The sequence below is a fragment of the Rhizobium sophoriradicis genome (assembly GCF_025200795.1).
Lineage (GTDB): Bacteria > Pseudomonadota > Alphaproteobacteria > Rhizobiales > Rhizobiaceae > Rhizobium > Rhizobium sophoriradicis.
This window is the reverse complement of the sequence record NZ_CP104152.1, coordinates 260,419-281,906: the sequence shown is the minus strand read 5'-3', so window position 1 is coordinate 281,906 and position 21,488 is coordinate 260,419. Positions and strand designations below refer to the sequence as shown.

Annotated in this window: 22 protein-coding genes; 8 read left to right on the top strand and 14 right to left on the bottom strand. The window is 62.4% G+C overall.

Annotated features, from left to right (window positions below):
- Positions 1 to 103 precede the first annotated feature (103 nt).
- From cheT to N2597_RS01355, 10 genes are all read right to left on the bottom strand, one after another.
- A complete protein-coding gene (gene cheT / locus N2597_RS01400; RefSeq protein WP_183597514.1) occupies positions 104 to 493 on the bottom strand; it encodes a chemotaxis protein CheT in 390 nt (129 codons plus the stop codon).
- Between the two features lie 16 nt (positions 494 to 509).
- A complete protein-coding gene (gene cheD / locus N2597_RS01395) occupies positions 510 to 1,064 on the bottom strand; it encodes a chemoreceptor glutamine deamidase CheD (RefSeq protein WP_012482667.1) in 555 nt (184 codons plus the stop codon).
- Entirely contained in the window at positions 1,061 to 1,450 is a 390-nt protein-coding gene (locus tag N2597_RS01390; protein ID WP_004672258.1) for a response regulator, read from the bottom strand. Before N2597_RS01390 ends, cheD begins: the two co-directional genes overlap by 4 nt.
- Positions 1,451 to 2,494 carry a protein-glutamate O-methylesterase CheB gene (cheB, locus tag N2597_RS01385; RefSeq protein WP_183597516.1) on the bottom strand — a complete coding sequence of 348 codons (1,044 nt, stop codon included), beginning with the start codon at positions 2,492 to 2,494 and terminating at the stop codon, positions 1,451 to 1,453.
- The gene (gene cheR / locus N2597_RS01380; protein WP_038686855.1) at positions 2,491 to 3,399 is read right to left on the bottom strand and encodes a protein-glutamate O-methyltransferase CheR; all 909 of its coding nucleotides are present in this window, start codon (positions 3,397 to 3,399) and stop codon (positions 2,491 to 2,493) included. Before cheR ends, cheB begins: the two co-directional genes overlap by 4 nt.
- Complete coding sequence (locus tag N2597_RS01375; RefSeq protein WP_096763649.1) at positions 3,396 to 3,863, bottom strand: chemotaxis protein CheW; 468 nt, start codon at positions 3,861 to 3,863, stop codon at positions 3,396 to 3,398. Before N2597_RS01375 ends, cheR begins: the two co-directional genes overlap by 4 nt.
- 4 nt (positions 3,864 to 3,867) lie before the next feature.
- Positions 3,868 to 6,153, bottom strand: a complete 2,286-nt coding sequence (locus tag N2597_RS01370; RefSeq protein ID WP_039617880.1) for a chemotaxis protein CheA — start codon at positions 6,151 to 6,153, stop codon at positions 3,868 to 3,870.
- 17 nt (positions 6,154 to 6,170) lie between these two features.
- Positions 6,171 to 6,536 carry a chemotaxis response regulator CheY1 gene (cheY1, locus tag N2597_RS01365; RefSeq protein WP_003570362.1) on the bottom strand — a complete coding sequence of 122 codons (366 nt, stop codon included), beginning with the start codon at positions 6,534 to 6,536 and terminating at the stop codon, positions 6,171 to 6,173.
- Complete coding sequence (locus N2597_RS01360; RefSeq protein WP_039617876.1) at positions 6,533 to 6,829, bottom strand: STAS domain-containing protein; 297 nt, start codon at positions 6,827 to 6,829, stop codon at positions 6,533 to 6,535. Before N2597_RS01360 ends, cheY1 begins: the two co-directional genes overlap by 4 nt.
- Positions 6,830 to 6,892: 63 nt before the next feature.
- Positions 6,893 to 8,527, bottom strand: coding sequence for a globin-coupled sensor protein (locus tag N2597_RS01355; RefSeq protein ID WP_086155913.1), 1,635 nt, complete (start codon positions 8,525 to 8,527; stop codon positions 6,893 to 6,895).
- Positions 8,528 to 9,150: 623 nt separating this feature from the next.
- Between N2597_RS01355 and N2597_RS01350 the strand changes: the two genes are divergently transcribed.
- A complete protein-coding gene (locus N2597_RS01350) occupies positions 9,151 to 10,572 on the top strand; it encodes an ArnT family glycosyltransferase (RefSeq protein ID WP_086155912.1) in 1,422 nt (473 codons plus the stop codon).
- 7 nt (positions 10,573 to 10,579) lie between these two features.
- Here the strand turns inward: N2597_RS01350 and N2597_RS01345 are convergent, their stop codons facing one another.
- Positions 10,580 to 10,840 carry a helix-turn-helix transcriptional regulator gene (locus N2597_RS01345; RefSeq protein ID WP_009990767.1) on the bottom strand — a complete coding sequence of 87 codons (261 nt, stop codon included), beginning with the start codon at positions 10,838 to 10,840 and terminating at the stop codon, positions 10,580 to 10,582.
- Between the two features lie 79 nt (positions 10,841 to 10,919).
- Between N2597_RS01345 and ybaL the strand changes: the two genes are divergently transcribed.
- The 4 genes from ybaL (at position 10,920) to N2597_RS01325 (ending at position 16,683) form a co-directional block, all read left to right on the top strand.
- Entirely contained in the window at positions 10,920 to 12,728 is a 1,809-nt protein-coding gene (ybaL, locus tag N2597_RS01340; RefSeq protein ID WP_086155911.1) for a YbaL family putative K(+) efflux transporter, read from the top strand.
- A gap of 54 nt (positions 12,729 to 12,782) precedes the next feature.
- Positions 12,783 to 13,163 (top strand): hypothetical protein, encoded by a 381-nt coding sequence (locus N2597_RS01335; RefSeq protein ID WP_039623014.1) that lies wholly within the window; start codon positions 12,783 to 12,785, stop codon positions 13,161 to 13,163.
- A gap of 84 nt (positions 13,164 to 13,247) precedes the next feature.
- Positions 13,248 to 15,794 (top strand): protein translocase subunit SecD, encoded by a 2,547-nt coding sequence (gene secD / locus N2597_RS01330; RefSeq protein WP_106796811.1) that lies wholly within the window; start codon positions 13,248 to 13,250, stop codon positions 15,792 to 15,794.
- A gap of 172 nt (positions 15,795 to 15,966) precedes the next feature.
- On the top strand, positions 15,967 to 16,683 hold the full coding sequence (locus N2597_RS01325; RefSeq protein WP_096763644.1) for a sensor histidine kinase: 717 nt from the start codon (positions 15,967 to 15,969) through the stop codon (positions 16,681 to 16,683).
- Positions 16,684 to 16,719: 36 nt separating this feature from the next.
- Here the strand turns inward: N2597_RS01325 and N2597_RS01320 are convergent, their stop codons facing one another.
- The 3 genes from N2597_RS01320 to N2597_RS01310 all read right to left on the bottom strand — a co-directional run bounded on the left by N2597_RS01320 (position 16,720) and on the right by N2597_RS01310 (position 18,741).
- Positions 16,720 to 17,157, bottom strand: coding sequence for a response regulator (locus N2597_RS01320; protein ID WP_010058279.1), 438 nt, complete (start codon positions 17,155 to 17,157; stop codon positions 16,720 to 16,722).
- A 29-nt stretch (positions 17,158 to 17,186) separates the two neighbouring features.
- Entirely contained in the window at positions 17,187 to 17,891 is a 705-nt protein-coding gene (locus N2597_RS01315) for a helix-turn-helix transcriptional regulator (protein ID WP_009992967.1), read from the bottom strand.
- Between the two features lie 472 nt (positions 17,892 to 18,363).
- On the bottom strand, positions 18,364 to 18,741 hold the full coding sequence (locus tag N2597_RS01310) for a response regulator (RefSeq protein WP_038686835.1): 378 nt from the start codon (positions 18,739 to 18,741) through the stop codon (positions 18,364 to 18,366).
- 28 nt (positions 18,742 to 18,769) lie between these two features.
- On the opposite strand from N2597_RS01310, the gene N2597_RS01305 reads away from it, so the two are divergent.
- The 3 genes from N2597_RS01305 to N2597_RS01295 are packed head-to-tail and all read left to right on the top strand — an operon-like array spanning position 18,770 to position 21,486.
- On the top strand, positions 18,770 to 18,943 hold the full coding sequence (locus N2597_RS01305; protein WP_170961361.1) for a hypothetical protein: 174 nt from the start codon (positions 18,770 to 18,772) through the stop codon (positions 18,941 to 18,943).
- On the top strand, positions 18,933 to 21,074 hold the full coding sequence (locus N2597_RS01300; protein ID WP_183736556.1) for a PAS domain-containing sensor histidine kinase: 2,142 nt from the start codon (positions 18,933 to 18,935) through the stop codon (positions 21,072 to 21,074). The genes N2597_RS01305 and N2597_RS01300 overlap by 11 nt, the downstream gene beginning before the upstream one ends.
- The gene (locus tag N2597_RS01295) at positions 21,061 to 21,486 is read left to right on the top strand and encodes a response regulator (RefSeq protein WP_064681164.1); all 426 of its coding nucleotides are present in this window, start codon (positions 21,061 to 21,063) and stop codon (positions 21,484 to 21,486) included. Before N2597_RS01300 ends, N2597_RS01295 begins: the two co-directional genes overlap by 14 nt.
- The last annotated feature ends 2 nt before the right edge of the window (positions 21,487 to 21,488 follow it).

Here is a 21,488-nt window from a genome sequence, read left to right as displayed (position 1 = left end):
CGGGAGCGGTAGGCTCACGCCTGTCATGCTGCGATTTTGCGAGAACGACCCCGGTTAAACCAAGGCCCCAAGGCGGGAGAAGCGAAGCTGAAAGATAGCGGCGTTAGAAGAAATCGAGGTCGCCGGCCGCCTTGCTCAGCGGCTGGGAATGGCCATGGCGGGTGGCGCCGCCCAGCGCCTTCTGCATCTCCGCCAGCTTGACGAGGCTGAGCGCAGTTGCGACGTCGACGGTCCAGCCGAGCGGGATTTCGCCGGTGATGGTGTCGATGAATTCGGCAATGCCGCGCGATTTCTGCACCGCCAGGTCAATACCCTGCATGACCTTCATGGCATCCGGCGAATTCAGGATTTCCGCGCCGCCGAGGTCGAGAAGCTGCGGCTCGATGCGCTCGATCAGGTAGGCGACGTCGTGCAGTTCGGAGACGATGCGCATCAGGATGTCGCTCAGCGCCTCGACAGGCGCGGGCGGCTCCATCACCGGGGTAAATGTCATATGAAAATCCTCGCCATCAGAAAAATTCGATACTCGTTTCGACGGGCTTCTGCGGAGCGGCGGGACGCTGCTCGAGCGCAACGGTTCTCTGGGTTTCGGCGCCGGTCAGGGGGTATTGCCGGGCACGACCGGAGACCGGCCAGTATTCGAGCTTGCGCCCATGTTCTCCGCCTGTGGAGGAGCCGACCACCGGAATGCCTTCATCCCTCAGGAACTGCATGGCGAAGGCCGCGTTCTGCTCACCGACGTTGGAGAAGGTCGAGATCGTTTTAGCGCCGCCGAAGATCTTTGCCTCCAGCCGGTCGCGCCTGGCGCCCTGCTTCAGGAGACCATTGATCAGCAGTTCCATCAGATGCACGCCGTAGCGCGTGGCATCCCCGCCTGATGTCGGCGACGTCGCCGAACCGGGGAGCAGAAAGTGGTTCATGCCGCCGATGCCGGCGACAGGGTCTCTGAGGCACGCAGCCACGCACGAGCCGAGAATGGTCGAGAGGACCGCATTCGGATCGCTCAGAACCTTATACTCGCCTTGAATGATGTGCACGCGGCGGGCTGCCCCCTCAGTGATCATTTCAGGGCTCCAAACACGGCTTCGATGGCCGCCTTCATCTTCTCGATCGTGAACGGCTTGGCGAGCACGTTGTTGGCGCCGAGCTGGGCTGCCTTCTGCACGAGCGCGCGATCGCCCTGGGCGGTGAGGATGATGAAGGCCGCCTTCTTGGTGTTCGGGTTGGTGCGCACGGCCTGAAGGAAACCGATGCCATCCATCTTCGGCATGTTGAAGTCCGAGATCACCAGATGATGCGGCTGCTCGGTCATGATCTTCATGCCCTGCTCGCCGTCGCCGGCCGACGTGATCTGCTTGAAACCGAGCTGTGTCAGCGCGTCGCTGAGCAGCAACCGGCTCGTTACCTGATCATCGACGATCAGAACTTTGATTTTCTCCGCGATCGACATTTATTCGGTCCCTTCCTTTCGGGCGGCTGTCATTTTCAATATTTCCTCACCGATGGCAGACAGTGGCAGCTGCTGCTCAACGGCGCCAAGTTCGTGCGCAACCCTTGGCATTCCGTAAACGACACAGGTTTTTTCGTTCTGGCCGAGGGTTCTGGCGCCGGCGTGACGCATTTTCAACAATCCGGCGGCGCCATCGCGGCCCATTCCGGTCAGAATCACGCCAACGGCGTTGCGGCCGGCCAGTTCCGCAACCGAATCAAAGAGCACGTCCACCGAGGGGCGGTGGCCATTGACCGGGGGGCGGTCGACGAGACGGCAGCACGGCGCCGAAGCGCCGGTGACCTGGAGATGACGCTCGCCGCCGGGCGCCAGATAAATCTTGCCGATTTCCAGACGGGCGCCATCGGTCGCTTCCTGCACCACCGGCGCGCAGAGGCGGTTCAGGCGCTCGGCAAAGCTCCTGGTGAAGGTCGGCGGCATGTGCTGGGTGATGACCGTCGGCGGGCAATTGACCGGGAATTTCTGCAGCACGGTAATCAGCGCCTCGACGCCGCCGGTCGACGAGCCGATCGCGACGATCTTGCGGCCGACGCGGAAATCGGCGACGGAGGGCGGCGGCGTGGCAGCCGCCACCGGCTGGGAAAACTGGCGCTGCGTGCGGGCGGCGGCCTTGACCTTCTCGGCGAGGTCGCCGAAGGGCCTGGCTTCACCCGGCGCCGGCTTGCCGACGCAATCGAATGCTCCGATCTCGAGTGCTGCAAGCGTCGCCTCGGCGCCGCGATGGGTCATCGTGGACACCATGATGACGGGCATCGGCCGCAGCGTCATGATCTTTTCGAGGAAATCGAGGCCGTTCATATTAGGCATCTCGATGTCGAGCGTCACGACGTCGGGGTTCAGGCGCTTGATCGCCTCGCGCGCTTCCAGCGCGTCGCCCGCCTGGCCGATCACGTTGACCTCCGGATCGGAACTCAGGACGGCGGTGATCAGGCCGCGCATCGTCGGCGAATCGTCAACAACGAGAACCCTTGCCGGCGCGCTCATGCCTTCCTCCCGAGACCCTTGGCCGTGTAGCGATAGGTCGTGATGCCGATATTGTCGAAGACGTGCTTCGCCTCGCCGGAGACGCGCTCGGAATGGCCGATATAGAGATGGCCGCCCTCCGGCAGCAGGCCGGCGAAACGCTGCCAGATCTTCATCTGCGTCGGCTCGTCGAAATAGATGACGACGTTGCGGCAGAAGATGACGTCGAACTTGCCCTTGAAGGGCCATTGCGCCATCAAGTTCAGCTCATTGTAGGTGATCAGCCGCTTGACGCGGTCGTCGACCTGGAATTTCCGGCGGCCCTGCACCTCGACTTCGCTGAACCATTGCTTGCGCATGGCGGGCGAAACTGTTTCGAGCGCGGTTTCGTCATAGGCGCCGGCGCGGGCGATCGCGAGGATCTTCGGGTCGATGTCGGTCGCCAAGATCTTGAAGTCATAGTCTGCGACATTCGGCATCAGCGACAGCACGGTGAGCGCGATCGAATAGGGTTCCTGCCCGTCGGAGGAAGCGGCCGACCAGATGCGCACCCTGCCGCCGGCTCTCGCCCGCTGCAGAAGCTCCGGCAGCACATGATCGCGCAGATGCTCGAAATGATGGTTTTCGCGGAAGAAGCGGGTGAAATTGGTCGTCAGATGCGACAGCATTTCGCGGCGCTCCGCCGCACCCGCCTGCGAAGCGACGAGTTCACAATATTCCCGGAAGCCGGAAAGGCCGAGATTGCGGATATGCTTCGACAGACGCGAATAGACCAGCGAGGCCTTCGTCTCGTTGAGGAAGATGCCGGCATCCGAGTAGATCATGGCGGCGATTTCCGTGAGGTCGCGGCGCGTCAGCGGATATTCTCCGCTCGCCAGCACCTCGTCGGCTCCCTGCCTCTGATCCTTTGCACCCATTGCACTCATGCGGCTTCGCTTTCGGTCTCGGAAAAGAGGGCTTCAAGTTCGATCAGGCAGATCATGCGCTTGTCGATGGCGAGAATGCCTCGGGCAAATTGGCGCTCGAGGTCAGAGGAGATTTCGGGTGTCGGCTGAACGATCTCGTCGGTCACCGTCAGAATGTCGGAGACGGCATCGACCAGGAGGCCGACGACCTTGCGGCGGACCTGGGCGACGATGATGACATGACGGGCGGTCGGATCGGCTGGCTTCATGCCGAGGCGGGCGGCAAGATCGATGATCGGCAGCACCGCGCCTCGCAGGTTGATGACACCGAGTATGTAGGCAGGCGAGTGCGGCATCGCGGTCGCCGGGGTCCAGCCCCGGATTTCGCGAACCGACATGATGTTCACGCAAAATTCCTGATCGCCGATGCGGAACGCGATCAGCTCGCGGTCCCCTTCGCTCAGACTTTTTACGGTGTACGACATTGCCTTATCCTACCGCTGCCAACGACATTTCCGCTTTCAAAGACTGGCCGCGGGAAGCGCCGACAACCGCGTCGACATCGAGGATGAGAGCGACGCGGCCGTCGCCGAGGATGGTGGCGGCGGCAATGCCCGGCACGTGGGTGTAGTTGGCTTCCAGGCTCTTGATGACCACCTGGCGCTGACCCTGGATGGCATCGACCATCAGGGCGCGCTGGCCGCCGCCTTCGGATTCCACCAGAAGCGCCACGCCTTCCACAGGATTGGCCTGGGTCGCACGGAAGTTCAGGATGCGGCCGACATCGACCAGCGGGCAGAAGGAGTTGCGGATCGAGATCAGCCGGTGGTTGGCACCGAAGGAGTGGATCGCGGCAGCTTCCGGCTGCAGGGTTTCGACGATCGCGGTCAGCGGCACGACCAGCGTCTGGCCGGCGACGGTGACCACCATGCCGTCGAGGACGGCGAGCGTCAGCGGCAGGCTCATGGTGAAGACCGAGCCGTGGCCCGGCTTGGAGGTGATGTTGATGCGGCCGCCGAGTGCCTGGATCGAACGCTTGACGACGTCCATGCCGACGCCGCGGCCCGAGATGTCGGAGATCTTGTCGGCGGTAGAGAAGCCCGGCAGGAAGATCAGGTTGTCGATTTCCTCGTCCGACAGGTTGGCGTCGGCCGGGATCAGGTCGTTGTCGATCGCCTTCTGGCGCACCTTCTCGCGGTTGATGCCGGCGCCGTCGTCGGCAAGCTCGATCAGGATGCGGCCCGAACGATGCTTGGCGGTGAGGCGGACGGTGCCTTCGGTGTTCTTGCCGGCAGCTGCGCGCTTTTCCGGCGTCTCGATGCCGTGGTCGACGGCGTTGCGGATCATGTGGGTCAGCGGCTCGGCCAGCTTGTCGATAACCGTCTTGTCGACTTCGGTGTTTTCACCTTCGGTGATCAGGCGGATCGACTTGCCGGTCATGTCGGCGATTTCGCGGACGATACGCGACATGCGCTGGAACACCGGCTTCACCGGCTGGGCGCGGATCGCCATGACCGAGTCCTGGATCTCGCGGGTGAGCTGCTGCAGCTCCTCGAGGCCCATGTTGATCGAGGAGGTGCCGGTCGTGTCGTTCTCGATGACGCTCTGCGACAGCATCGCCTGGTTGATGACCAGTTCGCCGACGAGGTTGATGAGACGGTCGACGCGGTCGAGATCGACGCGGATCGTCTGGCCGGCACCGGCGGCATTGTTCTGGGCGGCGGCACTTGCCGCGGCGGCTGCGGCAGCTGCCGATTCTTTCTTTTCGACGCGGGCGGCGGCTGCGGCCATCTGCGTGACGTTGGATGCGGTTTCGGCGGCGGCAATGGCGGCCGTCGCATCTTCGGACCGCGTGGCGGAAACCTGTTCCGTGCCGTCCGTCTCGTCCAGGATCGACAGGTCGAAGGGAACTGGCACCATCGGCAGTTCCTCATTGCCGGCTGCGCCGGCCCTGGCTGCCTCGACCGGCTTCACCGTCAGCTCGCAATCCCACTCGGCGAATTCGAAGACAGTGCGGATGGCGTCTTCGCCCTTGTCCGTCTTGATCGTGACGTTCCAGAAGAAATAGGCGCCTTCCGGATCGAGTTCCTCGAGACCCGGCAGCTCATCCATATTGCAATAGATGGTCATCTCGCCGAGACGCGAGAGATCGCGCAGCAGAAGGGTGGCGTCATTGCCCTTGGAATAGAGTTCGTAACGCGGCTTGAAGGTGACTTCATAGGCCGGCAGGTCGGAGCCGGCTTCGTCGCCGCCGAAATCGTCGAAGGAAAAGGGGATCGGCTGGAAGCCGCTGTCATCGGTCGGTTTGGGGGTCGGCGCCGAAGCGGCCGGGGCCGCCTTTGCCGCGGCCTTCGGCGCGGGCGCCTCAGCGGCGGCCGAGGGAGACGGCAATTCACCGTTGGCCAGCGCTTCCAACTCCTTGACGAGGCCGCGGCTGCGGCTCTCATCGACGCTGCCGCCGTCGCGCGCGGCATTGGTCAGGTCGGCGAGCACGTCGGCCGACTTCAGCATCACCTTCAGGACGTCCTGGGTCGGCTCAAGCTTGTTGGATCGAACGCAATCGAGAGTGGTCTCGAAAACATGGGCGAAAGCGACCAGATCATCAAGGCCGAAGGCGCCGGCGCCACCCTTGATCGAATGCACGGCACGGAACACCGCATTGACGGTTTCGGGATCGCGATCGCCATCATTCAATTTCAGAAGACCGGATTCCAGCTCGGCGAGCTGTTCCTCGCACTCCTGGAAAAAGATCTCTTTGATTTCGTTCATATCCATAGGAGAAAATCCTGGGTTTAAGCGGTTACGCGCTCAATGGCATCGATCAGCTTGGCCGGGTCGAAAGGCTTGACGATCCAGCCGGTGGCGCCAGCCTGGCGGGCGCGGTTCTTTTTTTCCGCGTCGCTCTCGGTCGTCAGGACCAGGATCGGGATCGCCCGATATTTCTCGTTGCGGCGGACACCTTCGATGAAGCCGAAACCGTCGAGGCGCGGCATGTTGATGTCGGTGACGATGACGTCAGGATTGGACTCTTCGAGGACCTCGAGCCCCTCGACGCCGTCTTCCGCCTGGATCGTCTCGAAGCCGGCATTGTTCAGCGTCACGAGCAGCATGTTTCGGATGGTGCGGGAATCATCCACGGTCAGTACTTTTTTCTTCATTGCCGAATCTCCTTGGCAAGCAGGTGGTCAAAATTGACGCCAACCAGCTGCATGGTTTTTTGAAATGCGTCGGACACCTGGGAGAAGGTGAACGGCTGCTTGTCCTGTGCCCAGGTCTTCTCGGCGGACATCAGGACCTGCGCGCAAAGAGCACCGATCCGCTCAACGCCGGATGCGTCGATCGAAAGACCGCTGCCCCTGAACGAAAGGAGCTTTTCACGCAAGGCGGAGGCCTCGTTGAGGTCGAGCACCGCTGTCAAATTCAGCGTCTTGCCACTCTTCTTTGCTACCATCAGCTTGTCCTTGTCCCCTGGTCCCCAGCCCGAAAAGATGAGCTGAGGCGATAATCCGATAGGTTAGTAAACATTCCGCCCACCTCCGACGCTTGCGAACGACTGGGGAAGGCCAAAATCATCATTTTCATATTCGTCCTCGGCCATTGCCGGGCGGGCGGAGGCGTCGATGGCACGCGACGGCGCCACGCGGACCGGCGTCGGCCGGCCGGCATGGGCGTTTTCGCGCGCGATACGAAATTCGCGAACCGTCCGGCCGAGCTCGAGAATGACGGTGTGGAGATCGTCGGCGCCATCAGCCGAGCGCTCCGCAAGGCCTGCGCTATCGGCCACCTCGGCGCCCAGGCCCCTGACGTCCGCGGTGACGCCGTCGAGGCTTGCGGCATGTTCGCCGGTCCTTGTGGCGATGCCTGCAATGGCGGCATTGATGTCGGTGACCTGGCGCACGATGCTGCCGATCGAATCCTGCGTGCGGCCGACCATCTGCACGCCGGCGTCGACCTGCGCCTTGGTGGTCGTCACCAGCGTCTTGATCTCGCGGGCGGCTTCCGCCGAGCGCTGGGCCAGCGCCCGGACCTCCTGGGCGACCACGGCAAAACCGCGGCCGGAGTCACCGGCACGAGCCGCCTCGATGCCGGCATTCAGCGCCAGAAGATTGGTCTGGAAGGCGATCTCGTCGATCGCGCCGATAATCTGGCCGATCTTTTCGGCCGACTGTTCGATATCGGCCATGGCGCTGATCGCGCGGCCGACGACCTCGCCGCTTTCCTCGACGGCAGCGCGCGTTGCGGCGGCCGCCTGTTCGGCGGCGCGGCTGTCGGCGGCGCCGCCACGCACGCTGCCGGCAAGGGCGGCAAGAGCAGTGGCGGAAAGCTGCAGCCGGTCGGCCTGGCCGGACGCGGTGCCGGCGAACTGCCGCGACAGGTCGGCAAGCGAAGCCGTTGCCGCTTCCGCCTTGACGGTGCGCCCGGTGATGTCGGCGAATTCGGCCTGGAGACCATCCAAGGCGCCGTTCAGCGCTGCGGCGATGCCGGCATAGGCGCTGTCGGCGTCGACGGGGGCGCGCCGCGTCAGATCGCGGGCGGACAGGCCTTCAATGACATCGCCGAAGATCCTGATGATCTCGGCTTCATTATCGGCGCGCTGATCGGCGAGCGCGCGGTGCTGGGCGGCGCGCAGCGCATTGAAGCGGAGCGACACGGCGATTTCCACATCGACCATGACAATGCGGATGATCGCCGTCATTAGCTCGGAGATTTCGCGTGTGCGGCGCTTGGTCGAGGGCAACAGCGGCCGGCCGGCGATCTCCTCGACGAGGCCGGAAAGGACGTGCTCCAGAATGACGCCGTGACCGGCCACGTGCCAGCGTGGGTCGAGACCCATCTTGTTTTCGGTATCGGAGAGAACCTTGACGCGCTCGGCATAGAGGCTGTCGAAGCGGGCATCCGTCAACACGTCCCAATGCGAGGACTGCAGATCATGCAGGCGTTCGACCTGGCGCTCGCTCTCGAAATTGCGCGAGGCGTCGGGGAATGACTGGAACCTGTGAAAGAGATCCCTGAGACCTGCCTTCAGATGCGCTTCGAGGGCCGGCCGGTTGCGGCGCACCAACTCGCACTGGTCGGCGTCGAGACCGGCAAAGCGCAGGCGGTCGCGCAAGCTGCCTGCCTGCGCTCCACGAGCCTGATCTGATGGCATGTCCTGCCTCAACGCCTGTCCCCGACCCACTGTCCAGGCGAATGCCTGGTTAAAAACTTTCGCAGCATCCAATGAACACGAAGCTTGGGGGACGGTCCTCACCACCGGTGACAACCGGCGGATCGAGCCCCCTGATCAGCTATGTTTCGGAGCTGTCTGAAGAGATTGGATACCGGATCAACCGGTACGGCGGGACGGCGTCATGCCTGGTGGGAACGAGTGCATCTTCCCATTCCGACGTGTAACCCAATGTTTATGGTTAATTCCTTGCCTGAAGGTTAATAAGCCTGTCCAGGCGCCGGCTTTTGAAGCAATTCAAGGCAGTTCGCGAGAAATACTGCGGGAGAGTTGCACGGCTGCTACAAGGCACACGCAAGCTCCGTGTTATATGCCGGCCGACAACCAAGACATGACGTCGACAAGGACAGAGCAATGATTGTTCTCGGATTGGGTTCCTGCTTGATCGCAATGGGCGTGCTCGCAGCCATCGCCCGGCTCGATTCCCTCGCGGCAAACCGCGACATCCGCATGCTTCGCGTGTTCTAACGCCTTGCCCGTTGGCAGTCCGGCGCCTTTGGTGTAATCGCACTCGCGCCTTTCATGTCAGCGGAACACTTAAGTTCATGTCCCCCAGATCTGGTCTTCTCATCGTTCTCGGCTTCACGCTCTGGCGCGTCGTCACGCTCAATTTCGATGCGACGGACCTATTTGTCGACGAGGCGCAGTACTGGTTCTGGGCGCAGAATCTCGATCTCGGCTACTATTCCAAGCCGCCGATGATCGCCTGGGTGATCCGGGCGATGACCGAATTTTCCGGCTCAAACGCCACCTACTCGATCAGGCTGCTCGGACCGCTGATCCATATGGCGGCGGCACTGGTGCTGATGAAGGTGGCAAAACGTTTCGTCGGACCGGAGATCGAAGGCTGGACGGGCGCCACCTATATCACGCTGCCGGGCGTGGCGCTTTCCTCGGTGTTCTTCTCGACCGATGTCATCCTGTTGTTCTTCATCGCCCTCGCCCTGCTTGCCTATTTCGGCCTGACGCAGCGGCGCTCAGTCGGGTTGGCGCTCGTCATGGGCCTCGGGGTCGGCCTCGCCTTCCTGACGAAATATGCCGTGCTGTTCGTTGTGCCGGGCGGCGCACTCGCCCTGCTTCTCATTCCGGCGGCGCGCATCGCCATTCGGGATTTCATCATCGCCGTCGCGGTCGCGGCGGTCGTTGCCTTGCCGAACCTCTGGTGGAACCTGCAACACGACAATACGACGGTTCGCCATACGCAGGATATCGCCCACTGGAGCGACCTCGGCATCAATCTCCGTCGCGGGCTTGAATTCTTCTCCGCGCAGTTCGGCGTCGTCGGGCCGATCATCTTCTTCGCGATCCTCTGGGCGGTCTACCGCATGATCAAGGGCCGGAGCGACGACCGCGAGAAGATGCTGGTCTGGCTGTCGATGCCGGTGGTGGTGCTCATCACCCTGCAGGCGACGGTCGCCAAGGCCTATGCCAACTGGGCCGTGACCGCCTATGTCGCCGGGACGATCCTCGCCGTCTGGCTGCTTTATCGGTTGTGGCCGAAGGGGCTGAGGCTGTCGCTCACCATCAACGGCATCGCAAGCCTGCTGTTTCCGCTGGCGACGATCTTTCCGCAGCAGCTGTTGTTACCCAACGGCGACGAATTGATGAAGCGTTATCTCGGCCGCGCCGAGGTCAGTCGCGAGGCCGCAGCGCTCGCAAATCAGGCCGGCACCGATATCATCGTCACTGATAACCGCGACATGGTCGCCGATCTTTTCTATACGCTGCGCGACGCATCCTACCGGATCTATGCGCGGGCGCCGGCAGGCCTTCCGGAGAGCTATTACGAGCAGGAATTCGCCCTGCCCGCAGAGACCACCGGCAAGGTGCTTTTCCTGACCGACGGTCCCCTCGCCTGCGCATCAGAAACGCCCGAAGTGCTGAAGAGCTGGCAGCCGCCCGCAGGCTACTACAAGGGCAAGACGCTCTATATCTACAAAGTCTCGGCCACCTGCCTGGCGCCTTGAGACCGGTTTAATCCTGCCGATCGGGCAGGCAGAGGCCGGTGCCCGCGCCTTCTATTTCGACGAACCTGACGCCGCCCTCTTCGAAGGCGAGGCGCAGCTGCGCCTCCGTCGCGCGATGGATGTCGTGGTGGCGTCCCTCGTAATCGCGGATGGTGCTGCGCGAAACCGCGGCCCTATCGGCCAGATCAGCCTGGGTCCAGTCGAGCAGGCCGCGCGCCGCGCGGCAGAGAGCGGGCGTGAGAATTGTCGCCCTTGCGCCTTGACCCATGATTTCAAGTTACCCATATTGGTTGATATAGACCATATATGTCATAGTTTGCGCGAGATTTCCAGATCGGGAGACAATGATGCCGCACGATACGCCCTTGATCTCGACAATCGTCGGCGGCCTCGTGCTGGCTTTCATCTTCGGTGCATTTGCCCATCGGCTGCGCATGCCGCCGCTCGTCGGTTATCTCATCGCCGGCGTGCTGGTCGGGCCGCATACGCCAGGTTACGTGGCCGACCAGAACCTTGCGCCAGAGCTTGCCGAAATCGGCGTTATCCTGCTGATGTTCGGCGTCGGACTGCATTTCTCGCTGAAAGACCTGATGTCGGTGCGCGGCATCGCGCTGCCCGGCGCGATCGCGCAGATCGCCTTCGCGACGCTGCTCGGTTGGGGGCTTGGCGCCATGATGGGGTGGCCGACCGGCGGCAGCCTGGTGTTCGGATTGGCGCTTTCGGTCGCCTCCACCGTCGTGCTGTTGAAAGCGCTGCAGGAGCGGCGGCTGGTGGAGACCGAGCGCGGCCGGATCGCCGTCGGCTGGCTGATTGTCGAAGACCTCGCCATGGTGCTGGCCCTGGTGCTGATCCCGGCGGCTGCAGGCATCGGCGGCGAGGGTCACGCTCCCGCCGAGCCGCTCTCGGCCGGACTGAACCTCCTGTTCGGACTCGACCTCGGCATCGGCGGCATGATCGCCATGACGCTGGTGAAGGTGGCGCTGTTCGTGGCGCTGATGCTGGTTTTCGGCCGTAAGCTCATTCCCTGGATGATGCATCGCATCGCCCATACCGGCTCGCGCGAGCTCTTCCGGCTTGGCGTGCTGGCCATCGCACTCGGCGTCGCCTTCGGCGCGGCCAAGCTTTTTGGCGTGTCGCTGGCGCTCGGGGCCTTCTTCGCCGGAATGGTACTGGCCGAAAGCGAGCTGAGCCATCGCGCCGCCCAGGAAAGCCTGCCGCTGCGCGATGCCTTCGCCGTGCTCTTCTTCGTCTCGGTCGGCATGCTGTTCGATCCGAACATCCTGATCGACAGGCCGCTGCCGATCATCGCCACCATCTTCATCATCGTCATCGGCAAATCCGTCGCCGCCTTGCTGATCGTGCTCGCCTTCAAGAAGCCGCTCGGCACGGCGCTGACGATTTCGGCGAGCCTCGGCCAGATCGGCGAGTTCTCCTTCATCCTGGCCGCCCTCGGCGTCGATCTCGGGCTGTTGCCGGAGGAAGGCCGCGACCTGATCCTGGCCGGCGCCATCATCTCGATCATCCTCAATCCGCTGCTGTTCTTCCTCTGCGACCGCATGCGCCCGCTGCTCGAAGGCGCGAGACACGAGGAGAGCCAGGCCGAGCGCGCGATTGCGCCCGCCGAGGAAACGGCGCCGGCCGAAGATGACGAGGTGCATCCGAGCGGCCTCCACGGTCATGCCGTTGTCGTCGGTTACGGGCGGGTCGGCAGAATCGTCGGGCAGAACCTGAAATCGGCGGGCACGCCCTTCCTCGTCATCGAGGATTCCGACAAGCGCGTCGGCGAGCTGCAAGCCCAGGGCATCGAAGCTTTCATGGGCAATGCCGCGGCCACCGAGACGCTCGATCTCGCCAATCTGCCGGCGGCGCGCAGCATTGCCATCGCCATCCCGAACGCCTTCGAAGCCTGCCGCATCGCCGAGCAGGCACGCAGCGCCAATCCATCCATTCTCATCGTCGCCCGCGCCCATTCCGACGCCGAAGTCGATGCGCTGAAGCAATATGGCGCCGACACCGTCATCATGGGCGAACGCGAAATCGCACTGGGCATGGTTGACCGGCTCGCTCAAGTGCATCATGAGAGTGTGGCCTATGAAGACAGTGATGGGCCTGATACAATTGTCCCGACGGATGACCCTCCGCCGGAAAGAGAATGAAAGATTGGCGCGCTTTTGAGCCGATACGGGAGTGACATTGCCGGGACGGAGGAGATGGAGCTGGACCAGCGCCGTCTGACGAACCGTATCGCTGCTTCCCTGCTCTTCGCCGCCCTTGCCTATCTCGGCCTGCTTTTCGGCGGCAATCTCATCATTGCGCCGGCCACCGCCGTCAATACGCTTTCCTCGTCCGGCCGCGATCCGCAGCCGCCGCAACTGAGCGCGCGCGATGCCGTGCGCGGGGTGCTTGCCGCCGAGCGCAAGCTTGCGCCGAAACAGGCCGCCTACGACGCCGGGTCGCCTGCCCTTGCCGCTGCCCCGGCTATCGATTTCGCCGGCTGGAACAGCGCCGTTCCTCTCCCGGCATTCGAAGCTCCGCTTCATGCTTCAGTTTTCAGGGCCCATCAGCCGCGCGCACCGCCGGCCGCCGCCTGACATGGCGCCGAGCGGCGCTTCCGAGCATTGACGACATGCCGCCTGCGCCCGAGCGCCGGCCCTCGATTATCTAAGGAATACAACATGCGCAATTCACCCTGGCTGGTGTTCACCTATTCGGTGATCATCGTGATCGGCCTATTGATCGCCCTGCCGAACGCCCTGCCGCAGTCCGTCCTTCAGCGCATCCCCGCATGGCTGCCGCATGAGCAGGTGTCGCTCGGCCTCGACCTTCGCGGCGGTTCGCACCTCGTTCTGGAAGTCGACGAGGCGGACCTGACCAAGGAGCGGCTGCAATCGCTGCTTCAGGATGCCCGCCGCGTCCTGCGCGAAAAGGGCATCCAGCCGAAAGCCGTCGTGCGCAGCCAGAATCAGATCGTCGTGACGCTCGCCGACGCCGCGCAGAGCGATGCGGCGGTCACCGAACTCAAGACGCTCGCCAACCCGATCAGCACCGGCCTCAGCGCCGGCCAGGCGGATCTTGATGTCACGGCGAACGGCGCCACCATCACCGTCGGCTTCTCGCCGGCCGGCATCTCCGCCAATGTCGACAACGCCGTCCAGCAGAGCTTGGAAGTCATCCGCCAGCGCGTCGACCAGGTCGGCGTCTCAGAGCCGACCATTCAGCGCATCGGCGCCAATCGCGTGCTCGTGCAGCTGCCCGGCGCGCAGGATCCGACGCGGCTGCGCCAGCTTCTCGGCTCCACGGCGAAGATGTCGTTCCACATGCTGTCGCCGAACAACCAGCCCGGCCCCGGCGTCACGATGATGCAGGACGACGAAGGCCGGACCCATGCTGTTCTCGACCGTGTCGAAATCTCCGGCGACCGTCTCTCGGATGCCCGCGTCAGCTTCGACCCGAACACGCGCGAACCGATCGTCAGCTTCCGCTTCGACAGCGCCGGTTCCACTCGCTTTGCCGAAATCACCCGGCAGAATGTCGGCAATCCCTTCGCCATCGTCCTCGACAACAAGGTGCTGAGCGCGCCCGTCATCCGCGAGCCGATCACCGGCGGTTCCGGCCAGATATCCGGCAACTTCTCGGCCGACAGCGCCACGACGCTTGCCGCCATGCTGCGCGCCGGCGCCCTGCCCGCCAAGCTGACCGTGATCGAGGAGCGCACCGTCGGCGCCGATCTCGGCGCTGATGCCATCAAGATGGGCCTCTACTCCGGCATTGTCGGCTTCGTCCTTGTCGCAGTCTTCATCTTCGTTCTTTACGGCACCTGGGGCATCCTGGCGAATGTGGCGCTGCTGATCCACACGATCCTGACCCTCTCGGCTCTGACGCTGGTCGGCGCAACACTGACGCTGCCGGGCATTGCCGGTGTCGTTCTCGGCATCGGCCTCGCGGTCGACGCGAACGTTCTCATCAATGAGCGTATCCGTGAAGAGACCCGCAAGGGCAGAGGCGCCTTTGCCGCCATCGATACGGGCTTCAACCGTGCCTATTCGACGATTATCGACGGCAATATGACGGCCCTGATCGCGGCGAGCATCCTGTTCTTTTTCGGTTCCGGGCCGGTTCGCGGCTTTGCGGTGACCATGGCGCTCGGCCTGATCATCTCGATGTTCACCTCGGTCGCCTTCGTTCGCGTCGCGATGATCGAGATTACCCGCCGCCGCAAATTCAAGGTGCTGAACATCCGGCCGTTGATCCCCTTCAGCCCTTACGACAAGCACATCCAGTTCATGAAGGCGCGCTTCTTCGGCGTCACCGTTTCGGCGCTGCTTTCGATCGCCTCCGTTGCGCTCTTCATCTATCCCGGCCTCAACTACGGCGTCGACTTCCGCGGCGGCATCCAGATGTCCGTCAAGACGCAAGGGACGGCCGATCTGGCGAAGTTCCGCGAAGGTCTGGACAGTCTCGGCCTCGGCGAAATCACGCTGCAGTCCTTCGGCGGCAACAACAGCATTCTCGTTCGCGCGCAGCGCCAGGAGGGCGGCGAAGAGGCGCAGACCGCGGCGGTCACCAAGCTGAAGGCCGAAGTCGCCAAGATCGATCCGACCGCCACCGTCGAAGGCACCGACGTCATCGGTCCGAAGGTCAGCGGCGAGCTTGCCTCGGCCGGCATTCTGTCGGTGGTGATCGCCAGCTTGGCGATGCTGATCTATATCTGGGTGCGGTTCGAATGGCCGTTTGCCGTCGGCGCCATCGTCACATTGGTGCTCGACGTCACCAAGGCGATCGGCTTCTTCGCGATCACCGGCCTAGACTTCAACCTGACGGCCATCGCCGCCATCCTGACGCTGGTCGGCTACTCGGTGAACGACAAGGTCGTCGTCTATGACCGCATGCGCGAAAATATGCGGCTCTACAAGTCGATGCCGCTGCGCGAGATCATCGACAAGTCGATCAACGAGACCCTGGCGCGAAGCCTTTACACCAATGCGACGGCCTTCCTCGCGCTGGTGCCGATGGCAATCTGGGGCGGCAGCGCCGTATCGAGCTTCGCGATCCCGATGGTATTCGGCATTCTGGTTGCCGGCGCCTCGTCGATCTTCATTGCCGCACCCATCCTGCTCTTCCTCGGCGACTGGCGCCGTCGCCACGCGAAGGCGCCGGCAACCGATGCGGGCGTCGACATCATCCCGCCGGAAGAGGGCCGCTCGCGCACATCGGCAGGCTGAAACCAGCTGTTAACGCATCCTTGAACGGGGCGCCGGTTGCAGAACCGGCGCCCTGTTTTTATTGTTGCCTATTGCCAGGAAAAAATTATGCAGCAATTCAAGATATTACAGCGTCCGTTGCGCGTTGGAAAAAGATGCGCGGCACCGCAGCAGAGATCGGGGAAACCGCCAGATGTCATCCAACCCGACGAGACCGCTTGACACCAATATTGCCGGCGACAACGAAGAGCGCATCAAACGTTTTCTCGCAACCGCCTCGCACGACCTGCAATCGCCGCTTCGCCATATCGCCATGTATGCCGAGTTGCTGCTCGACGATCTCGAGGAGACGCTCGACGACGAACAGCTTCAGAGCCTGAGGATGATCATGGAAAAGGCGCAGGCCGCGCAGCGCCTGACCAAGGCATTGATGAGCCTTGCCGGTGGCGCGCCTCAGGTGACGCCCGAAGCCGTCAACCTGCAGGCGCTGGCCGAACAGGTCTGGCCCGAACTGATCGATGAAACAGGGGCGCACGACGCGACGCTTGCCTGCCGGGGCCTGCCCTCCATCCGCACCGACCCTGCCCTTTTCGGCCTGGTGCTGAGGCAGCTCATTTCCAACGCCCTCACCTATCGCCGTTCATCGCCGCCGCATGTGGCGATCACGGCGGAGCAGAAGGGGGAGAATTGGTTGATCCGGGTTTCCGACAACGGCACCGGCATCGACCCCGCCTATCGGGAGCGGATCTTCGAGCCGTTCTGGAAATTGCCGAAGGCGGGAGCGGTCGCGGGCGCCGGCCTCGGACTGCCGACGGCGCAGGAGCTTCTGAAGGCGCTTGGCGGGGATCTCAGCCTCGAACATTCGGACGAAAGCGGCAGCCGCTTCACCATCCGCCTTCCGGTTTCTTGAGGCGGCAAACCGCCCACAGTCCTGGGGCGACATGCGTTAAATGCTGTAATCGTCCTTCCAGAAATCCGGGACGTCATAGTGCACATATTCGCGGATGATGTGCTGCAGCGTCTGGGCGTCGATTTCGTCCTTGCCGATGCGGAAATCGACGCCGTAATCGGGAAACTCCTGGAAATAGCCGCCGGATATATCGGTCGAGACGACGCCGATCGGGCCGGTATAGCCGATTCCGCGCAGCTCCGGCACCGTTTCGCGGAAATCGGCATTGGGCAGAAGGCGGTTGTCGAGCAGGATGAGATCGAAGCGCGCCGCGCGGATCTTTTCCAGCGCGTCGCCGATCGACGGCGAATATTCGACCTCGACCAGCGGCTCGGAGAGCTCGGCGATCTTCTTCTTGAGCGCGCGGAATTCGATGAATTCATCGTCGACAAAGAGAACCTTTACCGCATTCTTTCGGACCGTTTCGCTGGTCATCTCATTTTCCCCAGTCCCAAAGTCCATTGTCACGAAACCAAACCGTTTCTCAGGGCGATCGCCACCATGTGGACGCGGTTCACCGCGTCGAGTTTGCGCGCGGCCGCGGTGATATGCGAATTGACCGTGTGTTCGGACAGACCAAGGATGATGGCGATTTCCGCCGAGGTTTTACCTTCGCTCGTCCATTTGACGATTTCCGATTCGCGCTGGGTGAGCCGTCCGGACATTTCCTGCGTCAGGATTTCCTCGTAGAGCTTGTCGAAAATGCGCATGGCGTCGAGAAGCAGGTCGGCGATCTCGCCCTGATCCGGCTCCTCACGCTCGCCGCTGAGCACCAGGCAATATCGCCGCCCTTCCGGCGTGAACAGCGGAATGAAAAGGAAGACGCCGCTGCGGAACTCGTTGAACAGGCGATCGGAGGGATAGGTATCCGGCTCAGCACTTCTGCCATGCACCGGAGTTGCCAGGAACTGGGCGCTCTTTGCCCGGACAGTTCCAAGCGTCTCCTTCAACGTCGCGATAAAAAGGCCGACGCGGCGCTCGGGGACACTGGTGATGACGACATCGCGTTCGCCGAAAGGAGCCGAAGCTTCGGAAATGCGGGCAAGCGCGAAATTGTCGAAGTGATAATGCTGCGCCGCCGCTTTTAGCAGACGGAAAAAATCGGTGCGGTTGATTGCCCGGCTCAGCTCCGGCCCGGCATGAAAAGGAGTTGCCGCGGCATTGCTCATTCCCAATCTTCCTCTCCTCCCGCCATGCCCCCAATCCCTAAATCTTGGGATATACGTCTTAAAGGCGAAGAGCTACAAAAATTGCGAGACGGTTGATGAGAGATATCGAAACGGGGACTTTCGGTACGCAAGGCGGATATCATCAGTTATCTCAACTACAGGTGATGCACGGGCAGATTATACTGAGGGGCAGTAGTTCTTACCTGGGTATCGTAAATCTTCACGCGTTCAACATCCATGAATGTGGGAAGGCAGTGCCAGACGTAAGCGCGAGAGAGCCGATCGGCCCATTAGCTAAGGGGTTGGCTGAAGTTCGTGGCGGCGAACGCGGGTCCATTCGGTTCTCTCAGCGCTTATTTTTAATTCCGTCCGCTTCGTTTCGGTTGCATCTTGGGATGCACACTCGGCCTTGTCAATTGCGGTTTGTCATATCGCCCGAACGAACGCCAGGACCACCGGTTTTCGCGGTTTCCTACACTTCAAGATTGAGAACGATCTCGGCAAGGTCAAGCGGCTTCTCGAGGTAAAAATCGGCGCCGGCCTCGAACGCGCGGGCGCGATCCTCATCGGCATCCGATCCGCTGCAGATCGCAAGCCGCATTGCGCTGAACCGATCGTCGCCGCGCAACTTGCTCACCAGGCCGATGCCGCTGTCGAGCGGCATATAGAGATCGGCGACCAGCAGCTCCGGTGGAGCCCAGCCTTCCGCCACCCGCTGCTTCAGCGCTTCCAGCGCGGTCTCGGCCGTCGAAAAACAGAACAGATCGACATCTATCTGCTGCTTCCTGCGGATATAGTCGAGATAGAAGAGATCATCCCTGCTGTCGTCGACGTAAACGATGGTAGGCATCCAGCACCATGATTTGGATATTGTTCGAATGAACCTCGCCGTCCTTCGCTCGCACGATATCGCGATTTCACCAAAATTCGATCTGTTTTATCGAAAAATCATTTCGCAAAAAGCGCGGCGGCGGCTTCGCCTGCCTATTGAGTATTCCTCGATTTCGGAAAAAATGGCGCGAACCGGCGGAGGATATACGGGTGCAGGATAAGGGCAACGTGGACCTGCAGGATCAGCGTAGGCGGCGCTACCGCGCCTTCGCGATTGCTGTCGGCTGCCTGATGTTGCTACTCGGCGCCAGCGCGCTGGCTGGCTGGTTGTTGCAGATCGCCATCGTCATCTCGCTAATCCCCGGTTTCCCGTCGATGGCTTTCAATGCCGCGCTTTGCTTCGTGCTTTCCGGCGCCGGGCTTGCCGCCTCGATGCTGGCCGACCGCCGCTTTCGCATGGCGGCAACGGTGATGGCGGGGTTTGCGGCAGCGATCGCGACGGCCCGGCTCGTGGAAATCGCCACGCTCGGGCGGCGTTTCCACAATGTCGACGTGCTGATCTCGCACCTCTTGGTTCCGTCAGACTTCATCGCCGAGATCGGCGGCGGCATGGGCCCCAACACGGCATTGGTCTTCCTGATCGCCAATGTTTCGCTGCTGCTCTCCCTCCACATCGAGACGTCGACAAGCCGGGTGGTCCAGGAGCTGACCAGCTACGTCGTCATCACGCTCGGCATGATCGCGCTCGCCAGCTATGTCACCGATGCCGAACAGGGCTACCGCTGGGGGCCCTATGCGGCGATGGCGCTGCATACGGCGATCGGCCTGGTGTTCTTCGGCTCGGGCCTTCTTGCCCGCTCCTGGTGGCTGCAGCCGGCAAACCGGGCGCAGATCCCGCTCTGGATCCCGGCGGCGGTCTGCTTCACCGGCCTTCTTGTCGATCTCTATACGCCGCTTGGCCTTGCCAACGGCATTCTCTACGTGCCGCTGGTGTTGACGGCCCTCTGGTTCGGCAACAGGAATGCGCCGCTCTTCTTCGCCTTTGCCTGCACCGTGCTGCTGATGCTCGGCTTCCTTGCCGTCCGGCACGACGAAGCGGGCTTCTGGCAGGAGATCGCCAACCGCACGATCACCGCCGCCACGCTCTGGCTGATCGCGATCCTCGTCTTCTATTTCCTGCGCAACCACCATAATCTCGAGGCCGAGCGCATCCGCTTCGGCGCATTGGTGCGCAGCACGCCCGACGCCGTCATCGTCATCGACGAACGCGGAACGATCAAGAGTTTCAATCCGGCGGCCGAAAGCATGTTCGGCTATTCGCCGCAGGAGACGATCGGCCGGAACATCAAGATGCTGATGCCGGAGCCCTATCATTCCGAGCATGACGGCTATCTCGGCCATTACCGTCAGACCGGCGAGGAACGCATCATCGGCACGACGCGCATGGTCTCAGGACGGCGCAAGAACGGCATCGTCTTTCCGATCGACGTCTCGATCAGCGTCGTCGTCAGCGGTGAGACAAAGACCTTTGTCGGCATCGTTCGCGACATCAGCGAGCGCGCCCGGCAGGAAGAGCGGATGAAAACCACGCTTGCCCAGCTCGAGGCCTATACGGCCGAACTCGAGCGCAGCAACCACGACCTCGATGAATTCGCCTATATCGCCTCGCATGATCTGAAGGAGCCGCTGCGCGGCCTGCACAACCATTCCCGCTTTCTCCTCGAAGACTACGAGGACAAGCTCGACGATGACGGCGTGCGCCGCCTGAACCGTCTGGTGCGTCTCAGCCAGCGCATGGAAAAACTCGTCAACGACCTGCTTTACTTCTCCCGGCTCGGGCGACAGCAGCTGGCGGTCAAACGCGCCGATATCGGTCTGATCGTCAAGGATGTGGTCGCGACGATGGAGCTGCTGCTGGAGGAGCGGCATGCCAAGGTCGTCATCGAAGGCCGGCTGCCGGACGTCGTCTGCGACGCGCCGCGGCTGACCGAAGTATTCCGCAATCTCATCACCAACGCGATCAAATACAACGACAAGCCGGCGCCGCTGGTCTCGATCGGCTATCTCGAACGCTATGTCGGCGAGGACGGCACGGTTGCCCGCAACGTGTTTTTCGTTAGGGATAACGGCAAAGGCATACCCCGGGAGTTCCATGAGGATATTTTCCGCATTTTCAAACGTCTCGAAAAGTCGCAGGATTCCGACGACGGGACCGGAGCAGGCCTCACCTTCGTCCGCAAGATCATCGCGCGGCACAACGGCGATATCTGGCTGGAATCCGAAGTTGGCGCCGGCACCACATTCTATTTCACCCTGGGAAAAAAGCGCGAGGGGCAGAATGCAGCAGCGTGACACGCAACCGATCCTCATCGTCGAAGACAGCGAAGACGATTTCGAAGCGACGATGCGCGCCTTCAAGCGCACCAACCTGCGCAACTCGATCCGTTGGGCGGCCTCCGGGCAGGAAGCGCTCGACATGCTCGCAACGATGGTGCCGAAACCCGGGCTGATCCTGCTCGATCTCAATATGCCCGGCCTTGACGGCCGCAAGACGCTGGAGGCGATCAAGTCGAATGACGGCTGGCGCAAGATTCCGGTGGTCATCCTGACGACCTCCGACGACGAGCGCGACATCGAAGGCTGCTATGCGCTCGGCGCCAATACCTATGTGCAGAAGCCGGTCGATCTCGACGGCCTCTTCGCCGCGATCCAGCGACTGAAGGAATACTGGTTCGAAATCGCCATCCTGCCGCTCGAGGACTGACG